This is a genomic window from Burkholderia sp. Ed8 (assembly GCF_040761425.1).
In the GTDB taxonomy this organism is placed as follows: domain Bacteria; phylum Pseudomonadota; class Gammaproteobacteria; order Burkholderiales; family Burkholderiaceae; genus Burkholderia; species Burkholderia seminalis.
The window spans coordinates 2,942,402-2,964,917 of the sequence record NZ_CP142885.1 but is presented as its reverse complement, the minus strand read 5'-3'; the positions used below and the strand labels follow the sequence as shown (position 1 = coordinate 2,964,917).

At 65.8% G+C, this 22,516-nt stretch carries 15 protein-coding genes; 2 read left to right on the top strand and 13 right to left on the bottom strand.

Going from position 1 to position 22,516, the window contains the following annotated elements; all coding sequences use genetic code 11:
• Positions 1-73: 73 nt before the first annotated feature.
• Positions 74-490: a hypothetical protein gene (locus VXM69_RS13450; RefSeq protein WP_034190569.1), complete on the top strand. Its 417-nt coding sequence runs from the start codon at positions 74-76 to the stop codon at positions 488-490.
• Between the two features lie 65 nt (positions 491-555).
• Here VXM69_RS13450 and VXM69_RS13445 read toward each other — a convergent pair whose 3' ends face one another.
• From VXM69_RS13445 to VXM69_RS13390, 12 genes are all read right to left on the bottom strand, one after another.
• A complete protein-coding gene (locus tag VXM69_RS13445) occupies positions 556-2,529 on the bottom strand; it encodes an FkbM family methyltransferase (RefSeq protein WP_367188745.1) in 1,974 nt (657 codons plus the stop codon).
• A 24-nt stretch (positions 2,530-2,553) separates the two neighbouring features.
• Positions 2,554-3,690, bottom strand: a complete 1,137-nt coding sequence (locus VXM69_RS13440; RefSeq protein ID WP_049030272.1) for a DUF2827 domain-containing protein — start codon at positions 3,688-3,690, stop codon at positions 2,554-2,556.
• A 26-nt stretch (positions 3,691-3,716) separates the two neighbouring features.
• Entirely contained in the window at positions 3,717-4,184 is a 468-nt protein-coding gene (locus VXM69_RS13435; RefSeq protein WP_367188744.1) for a DUF4019 domain-containing protein, read from the bottom strand.
• A 25-nt stretch (positions 4,185-4,209) separates the two neighbouring features.
• Entirely contained in the window at positions 4,210-5,364 is a 1,155-nt protein-coding gene (locus VXM69_RS13430) for a DUF2827 domain-containing protein (protein WP_367188743.1), read from the bottom strand.
• 14 nt (positions 5,365-5,378) lie between these two features.
• Complete coding sequence (locus VXM69_RS13425) at positions 5,379-6,524, bottom strand: DUF2827 domain-containing protein (protein WP_367188742.1); 1,146 nt, start codon at positions 6,522-6,524, stop codon at positions 5,379-5,381.
• Between the two features lie 383 nt (positions 6,525-6,907).
• The gene (locus VXM69_RS13420) at positions 6,908-7,573 is read right to left on the bottom strand and encodes an OmpA family protein (RefSeq protein ID WP_034190563.1); all 666 of its coding nucleotides are present in this window, start codon (positions 7,571-7,573) and stop codon (positions 6,908-6,910) included.
• Positions 7,574-7,697: 124 nt separating this feature from the next.
• Positions 7,698-15,875 (bottom strand): ESPR-type extended signal peptide-containing protein, encoded by an 8,178-nt coding sequence (locus VXM69_RS13415; RefSeq protein WP_367189242.1) that lies wholly within the window; start codon positions 15,873-15,875, stop codon positions 7,698-7,700.
• A 1,017-nt stretch (positions 15,876-16,892) separates the two neighbouring features.
• Positions 16,893-17,231, bottom strand: coding sequence for a hypothetical protein (locus VXM69_RS13410; protein ID WP_034185996.1), 339 nt, complete (start codon positions 17,229-17,231; stop codon positions 16,893-16,895).
• A gap of 318 nt (positions 17,232-17,549) precedes the next feature.
• Positions 17,550-18,452, bottom strand: coding sequence for a hypothetical protein (locus VXM69_RS13405; RefSeq protein WP_034185997.1), 903 nt, complete (start codon positions 18,450-18,452; stop codon positions 17,550-17,552).
• A gap of 95 nt (positions 18,453-18,547) precedes the next feature.
• Entirely contained in the window at positions 18,548-18,766 is a 219-nt protein-coding gene (locus tag VXM69_RS13400; RefSeq protein ID WP_006480563.1) for a hypothetical protein, read from the bottom strand.
• Between the two features lie 238 nt (positions 18,767-19,004).
• Positions 19,005-19,655, bottom strand: a complete 651-nt coding sequence (locus tag VXM69_RS13395) for an NADPH-dependent FMN reductase (RefSeq protein WP_034185998.1) — start codon at positions 19,653-19,655, stop codon at positions 19,005-19,007.
• A gap of 318 nt (positions 19,656-19,973) precedes the next feature.
• Positions 19,974-20,279, bottom strand: coding sequence for an NIPSNAP family protein (locus tag VXM69_RS13390; RefSeq protein ID WP_049028850.1), 306 nt, complete (start codon positions 20,277-20,279; stop codon positions 19,974-19,976).
• Between the two features lie 281 nt (positions 20,280-20,560).
• Between VXM69_RS13390 and VXM69_RS13385 the strand changes: the two genes are divergently transcribed.
• Entirely contained in the window at positions 20,561-21,349 is a 789-nt protein-coding gene (locus VXM69_RS13385; RefSeq protein WP_049028849.1) for a GNAT family N-acetyltransferase, read from the top strand.
• 486 nt (positions 21,350-21,835) lie between these two features.
• On the opposite strand, the gene VXM69_RS13380 is transcribed toward VXM69_RS13385, so the two are convergent.
• On the bottom strand, positions 21,836-22,483 hold the full coding sequence (locus VXM69_RS13380; RefSeq protein WP_367188741.1) for a lytic transglycosylase domain-containing protein: 648 nt from the start codon (positions 22,481-22,483) through the stop codon (positions 21,836-21,838).
• Positions 22,484-22,516 lie beyond the last annotated feature (33 nt).

Sequence of the window (22,516 nt, the reverse complement as noted above, 5' to 3'; positions counted from 1 at the left end):
GGGAACGGGCGGGGCGGCGCGCACGACGCGCCGGTGCCGGGCGAGGGTGAGACGAATCGCAAAGGGGTGTGGCATGGCGGGGACGAAGGCCGGAGCCGGAACGGGCACGCAGGCAACCGATGCGCGCGACCTGGTCGCGATCGCCGAACTGGCGGACATGCTGTGGCAACTCGGCGCCGAGTCGACCGATGTGCCGATCGATGTCGCGCCGTACCTCGACGGCCTGAAGGCCGTCGCGCGTCGCATTCAGCGGATGAAACCGATCGATGCCAACGGCCGCGAGCTGGCGGCGCGGCACTATTACGCGGGCGTCATCGCCGGCGCGTGCGGCGACGATTCGGCGATCGCGCGCGGCGTGTCCGACAGCCTCGCCAGGCAATCCGGCAGTGCAAGCGGGCAGGCGGTCCGTTGTTTTGCCGTGCTCGCCCGCATGGGGCGGCGGCATGGCCGCGTGTTCGCCGCGCAAAGCGGCGATCGCGTGCCGGTGTAGGGCAGCCGCCGCGCGTGCGGGCCCGCTGCGCCGCGGCGGCTCGGTCACGCGGCCAGTCAAGCCGGTCAATCCTTTCCGAAACCGCCCAGCACCAGCGCCATCGCGCGGTCGACTGCATCGTCCCATCGGCCGACGTGCGCGGCGCGCACGATCCGGATGCCCGGATAGAGCGCGCTGCGCGAACCGGTTTCCCAGCGGGCGTCGGCTTTCGGGCTGAGCAGCAGCACGGCCGGTACGCCGAGCGCGCCGGCGAGATGGATGTGCGCGGTGCAGGTGGTCACCACGGCGTCCATCGCGAGCATCAGCGCGGCCAGATCGCTGAAATCGCCGATCGCCTGATGCGGGAAGGTGACCGGCAGGTCCGACTGTTCGGATTGTGCGGACAGGTCGCGGTTGATGCAGTACGCGGCGTAGCCGTGCATCCCGGCAAGCGGGGCGAAGTCGCGCAGGCTGGCCGCGCGATGGAAGCGTGCGTCGCTTTCGTCGCGTCCGCGCCAGTTGAGCCCGATGCGGCGCGTACCGGCTGCGTGGCCGTCGCGCGCCACGCGCTCGCGCCATGCGTCGGCATGCGCGGGCGGACACGCCAGGTAAGCGGGTGGCGCACCTTCCGGCGCCGGCGCGTAGCCGAACTGCGCGGCGAGCATCAGGAACGAACACCAGTAGTCGTGTGCGATCTGCGATGTGTCGACCCACGCGCCGTGCGCGCCGACGAATTCGATACGCGGGAACGTATGGCGCAGCAGGCCGGCCAGCGCGTCGGGCACGACCACGGTCACGCCGGCGCAGCCGAGCGCGTCGAGCGCATGCAGGTAGCGGGCGTACTGAAGCTGGTCGCCGATGCCGCCGTAGCTGAGCACGAGCAGCCGCTTGCCGTGCAGCGGCTGGCCCTGGTAGAGCCGCTCCGTCGGCAGCCCGAACTGTGCGGACGTCAGCACGTTTTCGCTGTCGATGGTGGCGCGCGCGGCCTCGTCGCGCCGGCCGGCGCGCAGCAGCAGTGCCGAGCGCGCCAGTTCGATGCGCCCGCGCACCGCGTCGGGCAGTGCGGCCGGGTCCCCGAAATGGTCGAGTGCCGCAAGCCCGGCCTCGGGTGCGCCGGCGAAGCCGTAGCACGACGCAAGCTGCAACGCGATCGCATCGTCGTCGAGCCCGCGGCCGCGTGCGCGTTGCCAGCGATCGATCGCATGTCCCCACTCGCCGCGCGACTCGTGGTCGAGTGCGCGGTTCCAGTTCGTTTCGGGCGCGTCGGCGTCGGCGGGCGCGGCCGCCGCGCGATCCGCGCCGTTTCCGGTCGCCGATCCGACGGCGAGCGGGTCGCCCGAGATCAGCAGGCGCTGCCGGTCCCAGCGTGCGTTCGGCACGCACAGCATGTTCAGTCCGTCGATCCGGTAGAACGTATAGTCGAGACCGGCGAACGTATCGATGATCGGCGCCTCGCCGACTTTCCAGTATTCGATCCAGCACCACGGCAGATGCGTCTCGATCAGCCGCCGCGCGCCGCGCAGCGCGTCGATCTCCATCCCTTCGATGTCGAGCTTCAGGAAATCCAGGCGCGGCAGGCCGAGCGAATCGAGCCGGACGACCGGCGTCGGCGTGCCGCCCGATGATTGCCCGTCGACGAGCGACACCGAACCGAAATCGGCATCCTGCCCGTAGTCGACATCGGGCACCTTCATCGTGCCGTTGGCGGCGGCCAGCCCCATGTTCAGCAGGTGGAGGTTGTCGAGCTCGTTGAGCGCGATGGTGCCGCCGAGCGCATGGAACAGCGTGCGCTGCGGCTCGAATGCGTACACGCGGCCGCCGCGCGCGCGCAGCCGGTGCGCGACCGGCACGCACACGAGCCCCGCGTTCGCACCGCCGTCCACCGCGATCGCGCCGTCGGGCAGTTGCTCGATCACGTGCAGGATCGTGTCGAGTTCGCCCTGGATATGTGGCCGGCCGGTCTTGATCAATGCCTCGGCCTGCAGCGCGCAGTGCCGGTTGATGAGAAACGGGCCGTGGATCGAATCGATCACGACGAAGTTGCGGATGGTCTGGTTCATGGACGTGAACGCGAGCGAAGGCGGTCAGCCGAGTGCGCGGTCGGCGAACAGTTTCCGGATCTGCTCCGAGTACGCGCGGACGTTGTGCTCCGCGAGCGCGTCGACCTGGTGCAGGCATCGGCGCGCCGCCGCCGCGTAGTCGTCGAGATGCGCGTCGTGCGTCTGCGCGGCGGTCGCGATCGCGCGCGCCGCATCGAAGATCTCGAAGTCCGGATAGTAATAGCCGACGTCGCGCAGGAACGGCGAGTTGTGCACGAGCGGGTAGTTGCCGTACAGCGCGTCGTACAGCAGGTAGTTGAGGCCGTTTTCCCAGTGGTGCGACACGACGATGTCGGTGTGATGCGCGGCCCACGCGACGAACGGCGCGCGCACGTCGGCGGTCGCCTTGCCGTCGCGCACCATCTCGAGCCCGAGCGCGAGATGCTTGAAGGCGACGTTTTCCTTCTTGTCGAACGTGTTGGTCATGTACACGTGCTCGACGAGCTCCGGATGCGCGACGTAGCACGCGTTCGCGGCGAGCATCGGCACGATCGCGCTCTTCACGACGTTCAGGTTCGGCTCGAAGAACGCGATGCGCTTGGCCGTGCCGTGATTGCGGTAGCCGAAGCGCGCCTTCAGTTCGGGATCGGCGTCGAGGCTGCGCTCGATGAAATACGGCGACCAGATGTGCGGCAGCTCGATCACCGGCGCGCGGTACACGGCCTGGAAATAGGCCGCGCACGTGTGCATGTGCTGCGGGTTGGTCCAGATCTCGTCGAACTGCACGCGGTGCGGGTTCGGCTTCCAGTCGTTCTTCTCGAAGTTGATCGTCTCGACCGCGATCACGTAGTCGTTGCCGAAGCGGTACGACACGCACTTGCCGCCGCGCCGGCGCACGGCGTCCGTGTGCGACGGATCGACGAACGCATTCATCTCGATCAGCAGGTCGGTCTGGTGGACGACGGCCGACAGCGGCCGCAGCGCGTCGCCGAACGCGTCCATCATCAACGCCTGCGGATACTCGGTGATGCCGTTGTCGTGCGCGAGCCAGACTTCGCCGATCAGCGGCGACTGCTTCAGCAGCATGTACAGGTACACGCAGTGCTGGTTCGCGCCGTTGTACCAGATCGACTGCGTTGCGTCGCGCTGCACGTTCATCGTAATCGCGACATTGAGTTTCATCGGGGCGGCTCCGTGGGGCGGGCGGCTTATTGCGCGAAGTTCTGCGACTGGCGCGGCACGTAGCCCGTCAGGTGCCAGCGGCCGTCGTCTTCGAGGCGGAAGCTCAGCTTCTCGTAGACCGTTGCGCCGCTCGTCAGCGTGGTGGTGTAGTCGACGTTCGCGTAGAGCCCATCGGGCGTCGTCGACGCATTCGTGTAGCGGATTCGCGTGACCTGCGCCCAGCCGCGACGGCTGACCGTGCCGACCGACTGGCGTGCGTGCTGCAACTCGGCCGCGAACTGATCCTGCTTGATGCGCGCCTTCACGAATGCGGCGGCGTCGGTCCACACCGCGCCGTACTGGCCGGCGTCGAGCTGTTTGAACACGGCATCCGAATCGCGGAGCAGTGCGTCGGCGGAGTCGCCGGCCGATTGCGCGTGCGCGCCGAGTGCGATCGAAGCGGCGGCGCAGCCGATCAGCCATCTGGCGCGGGTAAGAGGCAGGCGTGCGTTCATGTCGGAGTCCGGAAAGGGCGGCGCGTCACGCGTCGCGGTAGAGGGTGGCGATCGCGTCCGTATAGGCCGCGACGTTCTCGGGGTTGTAGATGCTGACCGAGTCGAGCACGTGCTTCGACTGCTCGCGGTACGCGTCGAGATTCGCGTCGTGCTCGGCGAACGCCTGCAGCAGCGCGCGGCCGCCGGCCTGGCAGTCGAAGTCCGGATAGAAATACCCGGCCTTGCCGAGGAACGGCGAGTTGTGGATCAGCGGATAGTCGCCGTACAGCAGCTCGTAGTACAGGTAGTTCTGCGCGTTTTCCCACGTGTGCGACACCACGGCATCGCCGTACGCGGCCATGAATTCGTACACCGCGTAGCGGCTTTCGAACGTCGTGATGCCGTGGTTCACGATGTCGAGGCTCTTCGCGAAGTGGACGAACGTCGTATGTTCCTTCAGGTGGATCGTGTTGCACACGCGCACGAACTCGAGGAAATCGGGCTTCGCGCGATATGCCTCCTCGGTCACCAGCATCGGGATGACGCTCGTCTTCACCATGCAGATGTTCGGCTCGAACATTGTCACGCGCCAGCGCGGCTTGCCGGGCTGATAACCGAACGTCAGGCCGGCGCCGAGCGTCGCCCGCGCCTTGTCGAACAGCATCGGATGCCAGATGTGCGGGACGATCGTGACGGGCGCGCGCAGGCCGGTCTGGTAATAATGCAGGCACGAGCGCTCGAACTCGGGAATCGTCCAGACCGCGTCGTACGGCGCGCCCGAGAACAGGAAGCCCGACGGCTTGTTGAACATCGCACGTTCGATGTCGATCACGTAGTCGTTTCCGACCCGCATCGTGACGACCTTGCCGCCGCGGTCGCGGAACGCGCGCAGGTAGTCGGCACCGAACTGCGCGCTCATTTCGATCAGCACGTCGCAGCGTTCCAGCGCTTCGTCCATCGACAGCAGCGGCACGTCCCACTCGCCGAGCATCATTTGCGGATCGGCGACCTGTTCGCCGCCGTTCACCATCACGGCTTGTGCGACGAGCGGCGACTGGCGCAGCAGCAGGATCAGCAGCAGGCAGTTCTGGAAGATGCCGTTTTCCCATAGCGACTGGCCGGCGCCGCGCACGAACAGCGACACGCCGACGACGAGACGCTTGCCCTCGCCGGGCGCTTGACGGGCATTGGAGTCCGACATGCGTATGCTCCGGTTCAGGCGACCAGACGCGAGACGAACGCGTCGAGGTTCGCGGGGTTGTCGATCGAGACCGATTGCAGCAGCCGGCCGGCTTTCGCGCGGTAATCGTCGAGGCGTTCGTCGTGATGCAGCCACGCTTCGAGCAGTGCGCGGCCGCCCGCGGCGGCGTCGAAGTCCGGATAGTAATAGCCGGCGTCGCCGATCAGCGTCGAGTTGTGGATCAGCGGATAGCCGCCGTACAGCACGTCGTAATACAGATAGTTCTGTCCGTTTTCCCAGTGGTGCGACACGACCGCATCCGCGTGGCGCGCCATGAAGCCCGGCAGGTCGAGTCGCGGTTCGAACGTCGCCTTGTGCTGGCGGACGAGGTCGAGGCTGTTCGCGAAGTGCACGAAGGTCGGATGTTCCTTCATGTGCATCGAGTTGACGACGAACATGTGTTGCACCGCGTCCGGCCGTGCGCGGTAGAACGCGTCGCACGTCAGCATCGGGTAGTGGCAGGACTTGGCGACCGAGATGTTCGGCTCGAGCATCGCGAGGCGCCACGGGCGCTGGCCCGGCCGATAGCCGAACGATGCGCCTTCGCCGGCGAGCACGGCGGCGCGGCGCTCCAGGAAGTATGGGGACCAGATGTGCGGCATCAGGTGGACGGGCGCGCGCAGGATCGTCTGCAGCATCGGCGCCGCGGTCTTGTCGTATTGCGGAAGCAGCCACACTTCGTCGAACGGCGCGCCGTTGAACACGTGTCCCGACGGTTTTCCGAAGATCGGCGTTTCGCACAGGCCCGCATAGACGTGCCCGCAGAAGAACGCGGCGATCTTCTTGCCGAGCGCCTTCATGTGCCTGAGCCATTCGACCGGCAGCTGCGCGCCCATTTCGATCACGACGTCGAGTTCGTGCGTGACGTCGGAGGGCTTCACGAGCGGGATGTCGAGGCCGTCGAGTTCGAGGCCGGCCGGCAGAGCGTTCGCGTCGCCGCCGTTCAGGAAATAGACGGGACCGACGCGATCCGAGCGCTTGAGCATCATCGCGAGGAACGCGATGTTCTGGTGAATGCCGTTTTCCCAGATCGCCTGGCCGTCGCGCGCAAACAGCGAGATGCCGACCGCCGGCCGTTGCTTGCGGGTGCCGCGCGCGGCGGCTTCATTGATGTCCGTCACCGGTTGGTTTCCTCTGCGGCGTCGTGCGTCCGGGCATCGCGTCGAGCGTCTGGCCTGGAAGCGGCGCGCCGTGGGTTGTCATGGTTGGATTCGCGCCGGTGCGCCGCGGCACGCGAATCGGGCGACGTGGTTCGCGAGGGCGGCAGCCGGATTCCGGCGTGTCGTCGGGCACGCCTGGCACGGCGCGCGATTCGGGCAGGCTGCCCCGGCGACTGTCTGCGGCGATTGTGGCATGGAAATCGCCGTTTTTGGCAGGCCGTGACGAACTTTGACATACCCGCCGGCCCACGGGGGCGGGGCGCCGGCGAAGCGGCGCCCGCGTTGCCCGGCGCGGCGCTGGCGGCCTGCCGGACCGGGCCGCCGCACGTGCGGCGGCCGGCTGCTCAGTGCTGCAGCCGGATTTCGACGCGGCGGTTGCTCGCGCGGCCTTCGGGCGTCGCGTTCGACGCGACCGGATCGGCCTTGCCGCGGCCCGACACCGTCATCGAGTCGGCCTTCAGGCCGTGTGCCTTCAGATAGGCGGCGACCGATTCGGCGCGGCGCTTCGACAGCGCGAGGTTGTAGTCGTCGCTGCCCACCGAATCGGTAAAGCCGGTGACCGTCACCTGCGAGTACGTGTGGTCCTTGCGCTCGTTCAGCAGGCGGTCGAGCGATTCGCGCGCCGTCGGTGCGAGCGTTGCGTGGTCGGTGGCGAACAGCGCGTCGCCTGACAGGTTCACCTGTTCGACAACGGCGGCGGTGGCCGGCGTGGCGGCCGAGGCCGCTTCGGCCGGTGCGGCGCCGCACTGGAACACGAGCGTCGCGGGATCGGACTTGTCGCGCAGCGCGCGGGCCGAGTCGACGGCGCGTACCGGCTCTTCGCCGCAGATCTTGCGGGCGGCCTTCATGCAGGTCTGCGGGCCCGACAGCAAGCCGTGGCAGTCCACCTGGAAGGTACGCACGCCGTCGCGCGGCTGCAGTTCGGAGGCGCTGAAGGTCGGGCCGGATGCGGTCGAGCATGCGGCGAGGGCCGTTGCGGAGAGCGCGAGCGCAAGAGCGAGTTTGTTCACGGTTACATCCTCAATGCTTGGGTTGACTGAAGCCCGCCACGGGTTGCGCGGCGGGTTCGTCTGGCCGTCGGGGCCGCCACGGGCCGTCCGGCTGGCGAGCCGGACGGCCGCGTGGCGCGACGCGTTACTTCCACTGATAGAGCATGCCGGCGCCGATCACCTTCTGACCGCCGCTGAAGCCGCCGTTGATCGACGCCTTCAGGTTCTCCGTGATGCGCGCCTGCATGTTGACCGCCATCGCCTTCTGGCCGAGGAAGGTCGACGTGCCCACGCCCATCCCGAAGTTGGCGTCGCGATCGAGCTGCGGGATCGATGCCATCGCGCCGACGGCCGCGATACCCTGCTTCGCCATCTGGTCGGTCTGCTGCAGTTGCGAACCCAGCGAGTTGATCTGCGCCTGCTGGCCCGACAGTGCCGTCGACAGCGTCGTCTGCACCTGCGTCAACTGGTTCACGTTCACCGCGTCGGTGCCTTGCGTACCCGGCGCGACGTTCGTGATCTGGCGCTGCTGCTGGTCGTTGCCGACCGACACGACGTTCGAGCGACCGCCGTCGTTCGAATTCGCGCCGATCGCCACCGAGTTCGAGCCGGCGGTGACGGTCGGGACGTCGGTGCCCTTGCCGTTCATGTCGGCCGCGACGCCGTTGTTGTTCGCCGTCCGCGTCGTGTTGTTGTTGATCGACGTCGACAGCGAGTTCAGCGTGTTGTTGATGTTCGTCACGCCGGTCGACAGCGAGGCCACGTTGCTGTTCGTCGTGCTCAGGCCGGTGGACAGCGAACCGATGCCCGTCGAGGTCGACGTCGACAGCGAGTTGACGTTGCTGTTCGTCGTGCTGAGGCCCGTCGACAGCGAGTTGATCGCGGTCGAGGTCGACGTGGACAGCGATGCCACGTTGCTGTTCGTCGTGCTCAGGCCGGTCGACAGCGAGTTGATGCCGGTCGACAGCGACGCGACGTTCGACGCGGTGGACGTCGACAGCGTGTTGATCGCGTTGTTCGTCGCGTTCAGCTGGCTGCCGTTGATCGCGTCCGTGCTCGTGGCCGAGATCCGGCCGGCGGCGACGTTCGTGATCTGGCGTTCCGCGCCCGGTGCACCGACGCTGACCACGCCGACCGGCGAGCTGCCCGCGAAGAAGTACTGGACGCCGCCGATCGTGGCGCTCGACGTGCCGACGGCCGCGGCCGTGACCGAGTTGGCGCCCAGTGCGATCGAGTTCGCGACGTTCGCCTGGGCGTTCGTGCCGAAGGCGAGCGCATCGGCGGCCGTGGCCTTGGCGGCCGAGCCGTAGGCCTGGGCGCCGGTGGCGCTGGCCGTGGCCTGGTTGCCCAGCGCGATCGTGTTGTCCGCGGTGGCCTGGTTCGAGCTGCCGAGGGCGAGCGCGCTGGCGCCGGTTGCGGTGTTCTGGTTGCCGAGGGACACCGCGCCGTCGCCGGTCGCCGTGTTGTTCGCACCCATCGCCACCGCGCCGGTACCCGTCGCCACGTTCGGATCGCCGATCGCGACCGCGCCGTCGCCGGACGCGGTGTTGCCGGAGCCGATCGACACTGCCTTGCCGCCCGTTGCCGATGCGTTTTGGCCGATCGCGACCGAGCCTGCGGTCTGCGCGTTCGAGCCGTCGCCGACGGCCACGCTGCTGGCGCCCGCCGCGCTGGCGTTCACGCCGGCGGCGAGGGCGTTGGTGCCGGTTGCGCCCGTGTTGTCGTAGTTGGCTTGCTGCGTGCCGTTGTCGTTGACGCTGTAGTAGTGCGTCTTCGCTGCGTTGATCGCGGTCGACGTCGAGGTCGACAGCGACGACACCGAGCTGTTCGTGCTGCTCAGGCCGGTGGACAGCGAGCCGATGCCGGTCGATGTCGACGTGGACAGCGACAGGATCGTGCTGTTCGTGCTGCTCAGGCCAGTGGACAGCGAGTTGAGGCCGGTCGAGGTCGAGGTCGACAGGGACGTGATCGAGCTGTTTGCCGACGAAAGGCCGGTCGAGGTCGAGGTCGACAGCGAGGTGATCGAGCTGTTCGCCGAGGACAGGCCCGTCGACGTGGAAGTCGACAGCGACGACACCGAGCTGTTCGTGCTGCTCAGGCCGGTGGACAGCGAGTTGATGCCGGTCGAGGTCGAGGTCGACAGCGAGGTGATCGAGCTGTTTGCCGAGGACAGGCCCGTCGACGTGGAAGTCGACAGCGACGACACCGAGCTGTTCGTGCTGCTCAGGCCGGTGGACAGCGAACTGATACCGGTCGAGGTCGAGGTCGACAACGACGTGATCGAGCTGTTTGCCGACGAGAGGCCAGTCGAGGTCGAAGTCGACAGCGAATCGATCGAGCTATTTGCCGAGGACAGGCCGGTCGAGGTCGAGGTGGACAGCGACGTGATCGAGCTGTTCGCCGACGACAAGCCGGTCGAAGTCGAGGTCGACAGCGAATCGATCGAGCTATTTGCCGAGGACAGGCCGGTCGAGGTCGAAGTGGACAGCGACGTGATCGAGCTGTTCGCGGACGACAGGCCGGTCGAGGTCGAGGTGGACAGCGACGTGATCGAGCTGTTCGCCGACGACAAGCCGGTCGAAGTCGAGGTCGACAGCGAATCGATCGAGCTATTTGCCGAGGACAGGCCGGTCGAGGTCGAAGTGGACAGCGACGTGATCGAGCTGTTCGCCGACGACAAGCCGGTCGAAGTCGAGGTCGACAGCGAATCGATCGAGCTATTTGCCGAGGACAGGCCGGTCGAGGTCGAGGTGGACAGCGACGTGATCGAGCTGTTCGCGGACGACAGGCCGGTCGAGGTCGATGTGGACAGCGACGTGATCGAGCTGTTCGCCGACGACAAGCCGGTCGAAGTCGAGGTGGACAACGACGTGATCGAGCTATTCGCCGAGGACAGGCCGGTCGAGGTCGACGTGGACAGCGACGTGATGGAGCTGTTCGCGGACGAGAGGCCCGTTGAGGTCGAAGTCGACAGCGAATCGATCGAGCTGTTGGCCGACGACAAGCCGGTCGAGGTCGACGTGGACAGCGACGTGATCGAGCTATTCGCGGACGAGAGGCCCGTTGAGGTCGAAGTCGACAGCGAAGTGATCGAGCTGTTCGCCGACGAGAGGCCCGTCGAGGTCGAGGTGGACAGCGAAGTGATCGAGCTGTTGGCCGAGGACAGGCCCGTCGACGTCGAGGTCGACAGCGAAGTGATCGAGCTGTTCGCCGACGAGAGACCCGTCGAGGTCGAGGTGGACAGCGACGTGATCGAGCTGTTCGCCGACGAGAGGCCCGTCGAGGTCGAAGTCGACAGCGAGGTGATCGAGCTGTTCGCCGACGAGAGGCCGGTCGAGGTCGAGGTCGACAGGGACGTGATCGAGCTGTTAGCCGACGAGAGGCCGGTCGACGTCGACGTGGACAGGGACGTGATCGAGCTGTTAGCCGACGAGAGGCCGGTCGAGGTCGAGGTCGACAGGGACGTGATCGAGCTGTTAGCCGACGAGAGGCCGGTCGAGGTCGAGGTCGACAGGGACGTGATCGAGCTGTTCGCCGACGACAGGCCGGTCGAGGTCGAGGTGGACAGCGAAGTGATCGAGCTGTTCGCCGAGGACAGGCCCGTCGAGGTCGACGTCGACAGCGAAGTGATCGAGCTATTTGCCGACGACAGGCCGGTCGAGGTCGACGTGGACAGCGAGGTGATCGAGCTGTTCGCCGAGGACAGGCCGGTCGAGGTCGACGTGGACAGCGAGGTGATCGAGCTGTTCGCCGACGACAGACCCGTCGAGGTCGAGGTGGACAGCGACGTGATCGAGCTGTTCGCGGACGAGAGGCCCGTCGACGTCGAGGTCGACAACGAATCGATCGAGCTGTTGGCCGACGACAAGCCGGTCGAGGTCGACGTGGACAGCGAGGTGATCGAGCTGTTCGCCGACGAGAGGCCAGTCGAGGTCGAGGTCGACAGCGAAGTGATCGAGCTATTCGTCGACGACAGACCCGTCGAGGTCGAAGTCGACAGCGAATCGATCGAGCTATTTGCCGACGACAGGCCTGTCGAGGTCGAGGTGGACAGCGAAGTGATGGAGCTGTTCGCCGACGAGAGGCCAGTCGACGTCGAGGTCGACAACGAATCGATCGAGCTGTTGGCCGACGACAAGCCCGTCGAGGTCGATGTGGACAGCGAAGTGATCGAGCTGTTCGCCGACGAGAGGCCCGTCGAGGTCGACGTGGACAGCGATGTGATCGAGCTGTTAGCCGACGAGAGGCCGGTCGAGGTCGAGGTCGACAGGGACGTGATCGAGCTGTTAGCCGACGACAGACCCGTCGAGGTCGACGTGGACAGCGAAGTGATCGAGCTGTTTGCCGACGACAAGCCGGTCGAAGTCGAGGTGGACAGCGACGTGATCGAGCTATTCGCCGAGGACAGGCCGGTGGAGGTCGAAGTCGACAGCGAGGTGATCGAGCTGTTAGCCGACGAGAGACCGGTCGAGGTCGAGGTCGACAGCGACGTGATCGAGCTATTCGCGGACGACAGGCCCGTCGACGTTGACGTGGACAGGGACGTGATCGAGCTGTTCGCCGACGAGAGGCCAGTCGAGGTCGAAGTCGACAGCGAGGTGATCGAGCTATTGGCCGACGAGAGACCCGTCGACGTCGAGGTCGACAGCGACGTGATCGAGCTGTTCGCCGAGGACAGACCCGTCGACGTCGACGTCGACAGCGAAGTGATCGAGCTATTGGCCGACGAGAGGCCCGTCGACGTCGAGGTGGACAGCGAGGTGATCGAGCTATTGGCCGACGACAAGCCGGTCGAGGTCGAGGTGGACAGCGAGGTGATCGAGCTATTGGCCGACGAGAGGCCCGTCGACGTCGAGGTGGACAGCGAGGTGATCGAGCTATTGGCCGACGACAAGCCGGTCGAGGTCGAGGTGGACAGCGACGTGATCGAGCTGTTGGCCGACGAGAGGCCCGTCGACGTCGAGGTCGACAGCGAGGTAACCGAGCTGTTGGTCGAGCTGAGGCCCGTCGACAGCGACGTGATACCGGTCGACAGCGACGCGATGGCGCTGCCCGACGTCGACACCGTCGTCGACAGCGAGTCCACGACCGAATTGGTAGCGTAGAGTTGCGAGCCGTTGATCGCATCGGTGCTGTTCGCGGCGATCCGACCGGCCGCGACATTGGTCACCTGACGCTCGGCGCCAGGCGCACCCACGCTGACCACGCTGGTCGGATTGCCGCCTTGGAACGTCGCCGTCACGCCACCGACAGTGCCGGTCGGCGTCGGGTTCGGCGCCGCCGTCGTGGAGCCGCTGCCGAGTGCAACGTCGCCGGCGTTGTTGGCCGTCGCGTTCTGGCCGATTGCGACTGCACCGTTTGCCTTCGCGTTCGCGGTGTCGCCGACTGCGACGCTGCTCGTACCCGCGGCGCTGGCGGCCACGCCGGCGGCGAGCGAATTGACGCCGGTCGCGCCGTTGTTGTTGTAGTTGGCCTGTTGCGTACCACCGTCGTTGACGCTGTAGTAATGCGTCTTGGCGGCTTCGATCGCGGTCGAGGTCGACGTGGACAGCGAGGTGATCGAGCTGGTGGAGGAGCTGAGACCGGTGGACAGCGACGAGATACCAGTCGAGGTCGACGTGGACAGAGACAGGATCGAGCTGTTGGCCGACGACAGGCCCGTCGACGTGGACGACGAGAGCGACGTGACCGAGCTGTTAGCCGAGCTGATGCCCGTGGACAGCGAGTTGATGCCGGTCGAAGTCGACGTCGACAGCGAAGTGATCGAGCTGTTGGCCGATGACAGACCCGTCGACGTGGACGACGACAGCGACGTGACCGAGCTATTGGCCGAGCTGATGCCCGTGGACAACGAGTTGATGCCGGTCGAGGTTGAGGTCGACAGGGAGGTGATCGAGCTGTTGGCCGACGAGAGGCCCGTCGACGTGGACGACGACAGCGACGTGACCGAGCTATTGGCCGAGCTGATGCCCGTGGACAACGAGTTGATGCCGGTCGAGGTTGAGGTCGACAGGGAGGTGATCGAGCTGTTAGCCGACGAGAGGCCCGTCGACGTGGACGACGACAGAGACGTGACCGAGCTGTTTGCCGAGCTGATGCCCGTGGACAACGAGTTGATGCCGGTCGAGGTTGAGGTCGACAGCGAAGTGATCGAGCTGTTGGCCGACGAGAGGCCGGTCGACGTGGACGACGACAGAGACGTGACCGAGCTATTGGCCGAGCTGATGCCCGTGGACAGCGAGTTGATGCCGGTCGAAGTCGAGGTCGACAGCGAAGTGATCGAGCTGTTGGCCGACGACAAGCCCGTCGACGTGGACGACGACAGAGACGTGACCGAGCTATTTGCCGAGCTGATGCCCGTGGACAACGAGTTGATGCCGGTCGAAGTCGAGGTCGACAGCGAAGTGATCGAGCTGTTGGCCGACGAGAGGCCGGTCGACGTGGACGACGACAGAGACGTGACCGAGCTGTTTGCCGAGCTGATGCCCGTGGACAACGAGTTGATGCCGGTCGAAGTCGAGGTCGACAGCGAAGTGATCGAGCTGTTGGCCGATGACAGACCCGTCGAAGTGGATGACGAAAGCGACGTGACCGAGCTATTGGCCGAACTGATGCCCGTGGACAACGAGTTGATGCCGGTCGAAGTCGAGGTCGACAGCGAAGTGATCGAGCTGTTGGCCGATGACAGGCCCGTCGACGTGGACGACGACAGCGACGTAACCGAGCTTCGAGCCGAACTCAGGCCGGTGGAAAGCGAGCCGATCGAGCTGTTGGCCGACGAGAGGCCGGTCGAAGTGGACGACGAAAGCGACGCAACCGAGCTATTGGCCGATGACAGACCCGTCGACAACGAATTGATACCGGTTGACGTCGACGTCGACAGGCTTGTGATGCTCGACGTCGTCGTGCTTGCAACCGAGTAGAGCTGGCTGCCGTTGATCGCATCGGTGCTGGTAGAGGTGACGAGGCCTGCCGCAACGTTCTGGATGCGGCGCTCCGAACCAGCCTGCCCGACACTGACGACACCGCCCGCCGAAGTGGAGCCCGCAAAGTTCCCGAACGTCTGACCTCCGATCGTGGCGCTGCTGACGGTAGTGGTGCCGCCGGACGTCGACGTCGACGCACTGGTCGTCAGGGAGTTGTAGCCGAGGGCGACCGAGTTTGCGACGCTTGCGGTCGAATTCGAACCGAGCGCCGTCCCGTAGGTGCCCGACGCCACGGCGGCTGCGCCGACGGCGACTGCGCCTGCGCTGCCGCTGGCCGTCGAGCCGTTGCCGAGTGCGAGCGCATCGGTACCGGTGGCCAGCGACTTGGCGGCGAAGCTGCCGACGTTGCCGAGTGCGATTGCGCCGGTGCCCGTCGCAGTGGCTGCATTGCCGACCGCAACCGCGCCATTCGTGCCCGTTGCCGTCGCCGAACTCCCGAGTGCAACAGAGCTGTTGGTTGCCGTGCTGCTGTTGCCGAGCGCGACGGAGCCCGTGCCGCTTGCCGAATTGCCGTTGCCGATTGCGACTGCGCCGTCGCCGCTAACGGTCTGCGCGCGGCCGATGGCCACTGCGCCGCCGGAAGAGGAGCCGCCGTTCGCCGTTGTGCCGGACGAACCGATCGCGACGTTCTGTCCGGTCGAGCCAGATGTCGTGCCATCGCCCTGCGCGATGCCGTATGCGCCGCTCGTCGTCGCACCTCGACCAATGGCGATGCCGGACGTTGCGCCGGACGCGACCGACGATTGACCACCGATCGAGATCGAATCCTGTGCGGCGGCCTGAGCGCCTGCCGTGGCATTGCTGCCGATCGCAGTGGACCCGACGCCCGATGCTTGCGTCTGGATACCGTTGACCGCGCTGGTGCTACCGACGGCGGTCGCATAGTTTGCAGTCGCCTTCGTGCCGCTGCCGACTGCGGTCGCGAACTGGCCGGTAGCCGACGTACCTTGACCGAACGCGGATGCAGCCGTTGCGGTCGCCGAGGATCCGGTGCCGAATGCCGTCGCGTTCGAACCGCTGGCGACCGTGTTGGTCGATGAGTTCGCGCCGATGGCGACCGCGCCGGCGGCGGAGGCGGTCGGGCTTTGGCCGGGAACGGTCACCCCGCTGGATCCGGCGCCGATGGCAATCGAGGTTGCATTGGTCGCATTACCGCCCCCCGCGCTGTACTGCGCATGCGCGACGTTGCCGACGCCCGCCCCCGCGACGAGAACGGCGGCTGCAACGGCCTTCACGACGGCCGACTTGTTCGGCTTGCCCCGGGCCGAATCGTGTTCCGATGCCGCGACCCAGGCGCCAAGAGCTTCGTTCCAGATCGAGCGGTATGTGCGATTCATGTCCTGCTACCTCCAAATGTGCACGCCACACACCGGTCTCTTTTGTTAGAGGAATGCTCCGTGCGCTCGCGCGAATCTCAAAATTGATGGGCGGAGTTTATTGGAGGTGGTTTTTATAGATTGATAAAAAGTGATAAATAGGCGGTTTTGAAAGTTAAAAGATGGTTAATGAACCGTGTTTCCGTGTGTCAATGAAGAATGATTTTGAAAGATGTAAGAATGTGTCTCGTTGGGTTCTGGCTTGCTTGGGGTTATCATTATTTTTTTATGAAAATCATGTACTTACACTTGTTGTGTGGGCTGGGTTACACAGGCGAACGCCTCAAAAGTAAGACAAATGAAATAGCAAACGTTTGCGCATCGGCAAATTCTTTCAGCAATGTAAGGTTTATTTGCCGGCCGATGGATAATGTCTTTGAAATCTTGTTAACCTGTTAATTTGAGATTTATCTCAAATTGATTTTTATTTTAATTGATTTCGTGAAAATCAATTTAATTGAAAATATTGAATATCCGACTGTGCTGAATTGCGCATCCTGACCGACGCCGGTGCCCGTCTGACGGGCGTTCCGGGCCGGCAGGTTCGCCAAAGTTGTAAAAAAGTGCTACGGAGCAATTGATCAGCGCCCAAGCATTCTTTTTCGGATTTGTCCTATTGACGATATCGGCGTGTAAGTGGAGCGGGATGGGCGGGACAATCGGCGGGAGGCCGCCCTGTGGCGGTCTCCTGTCGGGTAACGACAGATTGTTGAACGCGCCGGCAGGGCATGTCGGCAGGGCCCCCCAAATTGTCAGATCAGGGGTGACAATTGGCCCGTGTGCCGCATAAAAAAGGGCGGGTACACCTGTGTCGGGGACGCGACAGATGGCGGCTACGCGCGCTCGACGCGTCGAAGCTTCAAACCGACAACTGCTGGCCAAGGCGGAACAACGCGGGTTCGATGCCGTGCCCCGTCCCGGAAGCACGGGCGATCCTTTGTGTCTACATGCCGACTTGCCGAACGAGCGTGGCCGCCGTCACGGTCTCACTGCGGGCGTACAGTCGATGGCCACGGTGGCGGACGGCCCCTGCGTCGCACTCGATCCGGCCAGCGCGGTCAGCAACCCGGCCTGATTGGTCAGGCACTGAACGTTGACCGTATGCGCGTCGATTGGAGTCATCGTGATATTGCGGCCTTGCCACATGAAGACAAGGTTCGTCGACGGGATGTTCAAAGGCGTTGTCGTGCCGGTGGCGGTGCATTGGCCACCGGAGGGCGAACTGCATTGCAACGAGATGGAGGAGCCGGCGGCGAATGTGGTGCCGGCGGCGCCGGCAAGGACGATCCCGGCCACGGCATGGGAAATCGATTTCATTTGGAATCCTGAGTAGTATAGGGGGGGCTTGACGATCCGGCCGCGCCATGGCCTGACTCACGAACCGTCAGCCCTGTCGCGACGCGTGCGGCGACATCCCCGGTACGGCCAGCGCCGGCCTGTCATCGCGCAACATAACGTACGTTGGCGTGACGACGCATGTCAAGAAAATGCAGGGCCTGAAAGCGATTCGGTCGTAGCGGTAGCGAGTGCCGGCCGAGGGGCGGCATTTGCGAACCTCGAGCGTGCCTGTGACGGTGTTCCGCAGACGCGGCGATCGCCGGTTGCCGGACCCGGCAACCGGGCAATCCTCCGGTCTTACTTCTTCAGAAACCGCAGCGCGAACCGCGCCATGCGCGGCACGAACATCGGGCGCAGCAGGCGCTCGTCGTACCCGGCCATCCGCCGGTCGTTCTCGGCCAGACACAGCTCGATCAGCTCGCGCGGGTTCAGCGCGTCGCCGATATCCGCGGTGCCGGTCGCCGGGAAGTTCGCGTCGCGCGCGGCGCCATTCGCATCGATGCCGCGCGCGATGTTCATGCGGTCGCGAATCAATTGCACCCACACCGCCGCGACACGCGCGAAGAACCACGGCCGGCGCCACCACGGCATCGTGCGCCAGTACCACGCATACCAGTTCACGAAGAACAGGATATGGCGGCCTTCTTCCTGGATCACGGGCTCGAAGGTGTCGACGAGCTCGGGCGGGAAATAACCGGAGCGCTGCGCGGAGCGGAACAGGCCGAATGCGAAGAAGCTGTCGATGCATTCGCTGAAGCCCGTCATCATCCACGACCATTCGGGATCGGTCGGCGCCGGGTAGGGCGGCTCCGGCGCGAGCCGGATGCCGTAAGCCTCGACGAGCTTCGACAGCACGACCTTGTGGCGGGCTTCCTCGTTGCCGTCCATCTCGAGCGCGCGGCGCAGCAGCGGATCGCCGACCGTCGCCGCGTAGGTCGCGACGCGGATCGACGCACGGCCTTCGGTTTGCACCGCGATGTCCCAGATCGGCAGCGACGTGAGCCGCCGAAGTTCGTCGGGCTTGAGCGGCGGCCAGTCGATCACGGCCGGCTTGTACGGATTGTGTGTGTCGAGCAGCATGCGGCAGAACATCTGCATGTGCGCATCGGAACCGATCCGGACCGGACCTTGCCTCTCGAAGGTCCAGTTGCGCATTGCGTGATCTGCGGCTGCGTGCTCTTCCTGCAGCGTGTCACTCATGGCTATTGTTATGCGATTGCGGATCGAAAGATTCTTGCACAGCTTCCGTAATCGCGTATTTTCGAGTGGCCATGTGCACGCCGGCCCGGCGGACGTCACGCGTTGGTGTCGACCCAGAGGCGGCCCCAGCGCGACGCATAGGCGAGCGCGTGCTCCTCCTCGAAGAAGAAATCGATTGCATCGAACGACACGGAGCGCGGCGACGGCCCGCCGCTCGCCCGCTCGATCGTCAGGTTGGCGGCGAACAGCCCGTTCGGCAACCGGGCAGCGGCGGGAGCGACTTCATAGCCCTTGTAGCGGATCGTACGGTTCATGGCATGCGCGGAGAAAGTTCGGACTTTCAGCGTACGAAAACCTGCCGGCGCCGTGAACCAATCTTTCGGCCAATGCTAATCACGCGGCAGGCCGAATCGTTATCGAGGGGGGACGCGGGGGAAGGGCGACGCAGGGGAGACGACGGCGTGCGCGGCCGGCGGTCGCGCATCGGAAAACGCGCCGCGCGCGCCCGTCGAACCTTGTCGGCCGGGCGCGCGCGACGTAAGGCGGCGGAGATTACTGGTTGGCGATCTTCAGCACGGGGGCGAGCGCATCGACCGATGCCGCGTGCGACGCCGCCCGATGCGATGCGAAGGCGAGCGCAAACTCGGCCGCTTGCGCGCCGACCGTCTCGAGCTGCGCGGCGACTTTCGGATCCGAGCAGTCGTCGGCGCTTTCGAAGCGTGTTTCGAGCGTGTTCACGGTCGCGCCGAACGGCGTCGGCCAGCCGCGCAGCGCATGGACGATCGACCGCACCGACGTGAGCACGGTGCCGGCCGCCTGCCAGCCGTAAGCGGTGACGATCAGGCCGACCGCGCGGCCGTCGAGATAGGGGCGTTCGTCGGCGCGCAGTTCCTCGAGCGTGTCGAGCGCGTTCTTCACGAGACCGGAGACGCCGCCGTGATAGCCGGGCGTCGCGATGATGATCGCGTCGGCCTGGCGCACGGCGTCGATCAGTTCGCGCTGCGCGTCGGTCAGCGTTTTGTGTTCGGGGGCGTAGTGCGGCAGCGTATGCAGGAACGGGCCGTCGAACAGGCGCGTTCGTGCGCCGGCAGCCTGTGCACCGCGCAGCGCGAACGTCAGCGCGCGTTCGGTGGACGACGCGGCTCGGGTGGTGCCGCCGATACCGACGACGAACGGGCGGCGGTGTTGATCGAATGCAGTCAAGGGGCGCTCCTGGGGGATGGCTTGCCCGGCTAAGCACAGGCTTAAAACCAGATGGTAACGACCCCGCCGCCACTCTGAAAACGACTTTTCGTTCTATCGATATGCCGCGCGACGGGGCAAACGTGTGCGAGGCCGCGCAAATCGATAGCAGAAATGCTTGGTTGGGACGGTGCGCCAAGGTCGATAAGATGAATCCGTCTCCTCCATGATGTCTCTACTGACATGGGTTGGCCCCGCCGCGCGGATGCAGGCGGGGCTTTTTTTTGGTTCATCGAGGATGGCCGGAAAACGGGGCGCGATGCTTTCGGTCGTGACGCGTTATTCGAATACCGGCCGGAAGAAGCTGCGCTCATAGCGGACGATGCAGCGCGTTTCCTCCGCGTAGCGGAACGCGGCCTGGCAGGCCGGATCCTCCATCGAGCGTTCACGGTAGCGCTCGTATTCGGCGAGACTCGGGAACGAGAACATCGCGAGCGCGATGTCGTTCGCGCCTTCGGACGGCAGGAAGTAGCCGTGATGCGTGCCGCCGAACTTTTCGACGAGCGGAATCCACATCTTGCCGTAGGTTTCGAACTCGGCGAGCTTGTACGGATCGATGACGTAGCGAAGGAAGCAGGTGACCATGAACACTCGCATTGCGGTATGGGAGCAGCGAGTCTGGAGCGCGTCGCCGCACGTGTCAACGGCATGCGTGCCCGGCATCGATATCGCCGCGTGACGGGGTGCTTGCGCGAACAACGATCGGTGTGATTTCAGGGGTTTGCAACGACACGTGCGGTGTTGCGGGACGTACCGTTTTCATCGCGTCCGCCACGCCCGCTTCCCCAAACTTTTACGACATTTTTTCTTGCGACAGCGGCTGGCGCGCTCATAGACTTCGGGCATCCCCATCACGGAGCATGGCCATGTCGATACCCTGGAACGCGATCGCCGAACGTCCTTCCGTCGCGCCGCCTTTCGTGAGCGCCGACCGGGTGGTCGTACGGCGTTTCGATCCGGCATTCGACAGCTATGCGCAACTCACGCCGATGCTGCATCGCGCCTTCGCGCGGCTCGGCGCGATGGGGCTGAACTGCACGTGCGTCGATCAGGACGAGGACGTCACGCGCCGCCGCGCGGAAGCCGGCGAGTGCTACGTCGCCGTCCGTGGCGGGCGCGTCGTCGGCACCGCGACGCTGTATGCGACCGATCCGTCCTCGGCATGCTCGCTGTACCGGCGCGAAGGCGTCGCGAGCGTGCGCCAGGTGGCGGTGGACCCCGATTGTCAAAGCCGCGGGATCGGCGCGTTGCTGCTGTCGTTCGCGGAGCAGTGGGCCGCGTTGCGCGGCTACACGCTGCTCGCACTGGATACGCCGCATCCCGCCGCGCACTTGCTGGCGTTCTACGGCGCGCAGGGCTTCGAGGTCGTCGACGTGATGCGTTTTGCCGGCAAGCGCTACGACAGCGCGATTCTCTGCAAGCGGCCCGTCGCGCACGTTGCGCGGCGTGTGTCGCCGGTGTCGCGGCTGGCCGCACGGGTCGCGGCCGTGCGGCGTCTTGCGTATGGGTTGCCGTCGCGCGTGGCCGCGGTGGCCCGGCGCGATCTGCACGTGCGCCGCGGCGCGGGCTGGGCCGCGCGTCGTGCGGCCGGCGCCGCAAGCTGCCGCTCGTCGCCGTGGCGGCCGCGCCAGCACGGGCGCTACACGTTCGGCTGAGCGCCGCGCCCCGGCTCCCTTTCCGGTTTTTGCCGCGTAGGCGTCACGTGAGCGGAGTGTGGCGCTCCCGCTCGTGTACGGCCCTCGATACACCCCCGCCGCGTCGCGGCGAACGGACGTTTACGCGCTTTTTATGCGCTGGCGTGATCCTTTGCCGCGGTCTTCACGCGAACCTTCATAAGATGGTCGTATGGAACCCGGACGCGGCTCGTGCGGTTGCACGCAGGCAGCCGTCGCGCGACGCACCGGCAAGAGGACGCCCACCATGCCTCTCGCTCATGTGGCTCATGTGACATGACTCGCGCCGCGTGCGCTGTTCCGCCATCCGGTGATGTTTTGCACGTACGTCGGCAGCATCCCGCCGACGCTTGCTCGGAGCGCCGCGCTGTTCATCCAGGTCGAAGCGCCGGCTGCATTACCGCACAGCGCGAAACACGGCGGGGCCGCGAAGACGCTTTCGGCGCCCCCTGGTGTCGCGCGTCGCGTTCAGGGATTAGCGGCCGTCCGCAGTGCATCGGCCGGGGTGCCGTTCGACCGGCGCAATTGAGCATCGAATTGCTGCACGCGCAGCGCGACGCGCTGCGCATAGCGTTTCGTGCCGCCGTTGTAGCGCACGAGCGCGGTTTCGATGTCGCCGTCCGCATCGTCGAGATAGCCGCGGAAGATCGCCGCACCGATCCGCACGTTGGTTGCCGGATCGGACAGGTCTTTCACATGCGCGACGAGGTCGCGGTGCGCGGCGGGCAGCACCTGCATCAGCCCGCGCGCACCCGCGACGCTGGTCGCGTGGCGATCGAAGCCCGATTCGACCGCGATGATCGCGAGCAGCAGCGCCGGTGCGAGCCCGTAGCGGTCCGATTCGGTCTGCACCGCGCGCGCGATCGTGCAGGCTTCGGCATACGCGACGTGAAAGCGGTTGCGCAGTGCGGTGACGATCGTGTCGAGGGTGGGCGACGGCGACGCGGCGGGCGTGCTGGCGGCGGTCACGGGCACGGCCGGCGCGTCGTCGGCGTGCGCGGGCAGCGCGACCGACAGCGCGAACGGGAAAAGCAGCGCAAGCCGTTTCAACGGCAGCGTCGGGCACGGACGCGTGCGCAGTGCCGGCCGGTCGTGCAATGGATAGGTTTCCTGCATGTCGTCGCGTCGTGGTTCCGATGCGACGACTGT

Coding starts and splice junctions, on each gene's coding strand:
- VXM69_RS13410 (WP_034185996.1), bottom strand. CDS start 17,231: ATGAAATCGATTTCCCATGCCGTGGCCGGGATCGTCCTTGCCGGCGCC.
- VXM69_RS13400 (WP_006480563.1), bottom strand. CDS start 18,766: ATGAACCGTACGATCCGCTACAAGGGCTATGAAGTCGCTCCCGCCGCT.
- VXM69_RS13450 (WP_034190569.1), top strand. CDS start 74: ATGGCGGGGACGAAGGCCGGAGCCGGAACGGGCACGCAGGCAACCGAT.
- VXM69_RS13390 (WP_049028850.1), bottom strand. CDS start 20,279: ATGGTCACCTGCTTCCTTCGCTACGTCATCGATCCGTACAAGCTCGCC.
- VXM69_RS13380 (WP_367188741.1), bottom strand. CDS start 22,483: ATGCAGGAAACCTATCCATTGCACGACCGGCCGGCACTGCGCACGCGT.
- VXM69_RS13445 (WP_367188745.1), bottom strand. CDS start 2,529: ATGAACCAGACCATCCGCAACTTCGTCGTGATCGATTCGATCCACGGC.
- VXM69_RS13415 (WP_367189242.1), bottom strand. CDS start 15,875: ATGAATCGCACATACCGCTCGATCTGGAACGAAGCTCTTGGCGCCTGG.
- VXM69_RS13385 (WP_049028849.1), top strand. CDS start 20,561: ATGTCGATACCCTGGAACGCGATCGCCGAACGTCCTTCCGTCGCGCCG.
- VXM69_RS13435 (WP_367188744.1), bottom strand. CDS start 4,184: ATGAACGCACGCCTGCCTCTTACCCGCGCCAGATGGCTGATCGGCTGC.
- VXM69_RS13430 (WP_367188743.1), bottom strand. CDS start 5,364: ATGTCGGACTCCAATGCCCGTCAAGCGCCCGGCGAGGGCAAGCGTCTC.
- VXM69_RS13405 (WP_034185997.1), bottom strand. CDS start 18,452: ATGAGTGACACGCTGCAGGAAGAGCACGCAGCCGCAGATCACGCAATG.
- VXM69_RS13440 (WP_049030272.1), bottom strand. CDS start 3,690: ATGAAACTCAATGTCGCGATTACGATGAACGTGCAGCGCGACGCAACG.